Annotated in this window: 2 protein-coding genes; both read left to right on the top strand. The window is 25.7% G+C overall.

Features of this window, described 5'->3' with window-relative positions; all coding sequences use genetic code 11:
* Positions 1-116 precede the first annotated feature (116 nt).
* Positions 117-461, top strand: a complete 345-nt coding sequence (locus BUA77_RS13115; protein WP_072891028.1) for a hypothetical protein — start codon at positions 117-119, stop codon at positions 459-461.
* Positions 462-580: 119 nt separating this feature from the next.
* Complete coding sequence (locus BUA77_RS13110) at positions 581-1,867, top strand: methyl-accepting chemotaxis protein (protein WP_072891026.1); 1,287 nt, start codon at positions 581-583, stop codon at positions 1,865-1,867.
* The last annotated feature ends 139 nt before the right edge of the window (positions 1,868-2,006 follow it).

Genomic DNA, 2,006 nt, shown 5'->3' with positions numbered 1-2,006 from the left:
TGTATATATACCCAAAATGGGGGAAACTTAGCCATTTCTATAAATTTAAATGTAGTATTTATGCGAGTTGTAGAGTTCTGCAACGAGCTAATTTTAAAAGCTAAGGAGGGTATAAAATGCTCGTTATTATTATGATAAGTATTTTAGCGTTAATAGGTATATTGATTTTTTACAAAACTTCAAATAATATAGATGAAAAAAACGATATTGAGAATAATCTTACTGATATAAAACAATATAAAGAAAAAAAATACGAAGAAAATATCAAAGAAAAAACTAGTGAAGATAGGATAACTTATATGAAGCCTGAAAATGATAGTGATGCAGAAAATGAAGAATTACTCTCAGAAATAAAGATAAAAAAAATAGATATAGATAATGCTAATATAGATTCAGATAAAGCATTTAGTTTTGGAGAAAATAAAGAAATAAAAATGGAAATAACCATTGATGATAAATAGGTGACATTGGTTTGATGTCACCTATAAAATATGTCGAATTTTGTTGCGATTTTACGAAATACATAGTAAAATAACGTAGGGTATACACAAGATTAATATAAATGAAAGGAATGAAATTTATGTTTGGAAAAAAAGGAATGGGATTACAATTAAAATTAAGTTTGTTTTTGGGAATCATTTTTACTGTTTTAATTATAGGAAGATTTTTATTGATACATTATGCAATCAATAATGAAAATATTAATGAAGTTTTTATCAATATAAGTTCTATGATTATAGTTATAATTTTAGGTTCAATAATTACATCATATACTACTTATAATTTAATAGTAAAGCCGATTAATATTTTAGAAAAACATATTGAAGAACTTTCAAGAGGAAACTTTAGAGTAGAAATATCTAAAAATATTATGAAAAAAGATGATGAATTTGGGAAAATAGCTAATAAGCTAAATGGTTTGAAAAACTCTCTAAAAGAAATGATAATTGATATAAATCAAAAGATAAACTCAGTAAATGAAAGTTCAAATATATTAGCAAATGTATCAGAAGAAATATCAGCATCATCTGAGCAGGTATCATCAACTATGCAACAAATTGCACAAGGTTCAACAAATCAAGCACAAGATTTAGTTGACATTGCAAGTGCTATGAAAGACGTAACTTATAGTTTAGAATATGCTTATGAAAAGATAAATGATATATCAAATGAAACAAAAGAAACTACAAGTAGAGTAAATATAGGAAAAAAAGAAATTGATAAACTTGAGGAGTCTATAAATGATATAAGAGAAGCTTTTTATATAGTAATTGAAAAAGTAAAAACTTTAACAAATTCTGTAAATGAAATAAAAGTTGTTACAGAAATTATTTTCCAAATATCCGAACAAACTAATCTTTTAGCACTTAATGCTGCAATAGAAGCAGCAAGAGCAGGAGAACATGGAAGAGGATTTGCGATAGTAGCAGAAGAAGTACGAAAACTAGCAGAAGAATCAAAAAAATCTACAGAAAAAATTTCAAGTTTAATAATAACTACTGTGCAAGACACACAGGATGTTATAAATACTTCTGATAATGTAAAAGAACACATAAGTAATCAAATAAATACTCTTAAAAATACAATGACCTCTTTTAATGAAGTATTGAAAACTGTAGAAAAAATACAACCATATATGCAAGAAGTATATAACTCAATGCAAGGAATTGTAGATAAAAAAGATATTGTAATAGAAAAAGTAGAAAGTTCAAGTTCTGTAGCTGAAGAAAATTCAGCAGCATCACAGGAAGTAGCAGCAGCATCACAACAACTTACTGCATCAACAGAAGAAGTTACAGCTATTGCTCAAAGTTTAAATGAATTTAACGTATCTCTAAAAAACCTTCTTAATAAATTTGAAATATAGACCTATAAAAAATAAGGAATCTTTAAATTTCAATAAGGATTCCTTATTTTTTTATATTAAGTAGGAAATTATAAAATTTCAAAATCTGTGGAAAACTTGCTAAAATATATGTATAAGTATTGAAAAAAGAGAGATGAAG

This window comes from Tepidibacter formicigenes DSM 15518 (genome assembly GCF_900142235.1).
Classification (GTDB): domain Bacteria; phylum Bacillota; class Clostridia; order Peptostreptococcales; family Peptostreptococcaceae; genus Tepidibacter; species Tepidibacter formicigenes.
The sequence above is the reverse complement of the archived record's forward strand: the minus strand, read 5'-3'. Positions and strand labels throughout refer to the sequence as shown.

Coding starts and splice junctions, on each gene's coding strand:
- BUA77_RS13115 (WP_072891028.1), top strand. CDS start 117: ATGCTCGTTATTATTATGATAAGTATTTTAGCGTTAATAGGTATATTG.
- BUA77_RS13110 (WP_072891026.1), top strand. CDS start 581: ATGTTTGGAAAAAAAGGAATGGGATTACAATTAAAATTAAGTTTGTTT.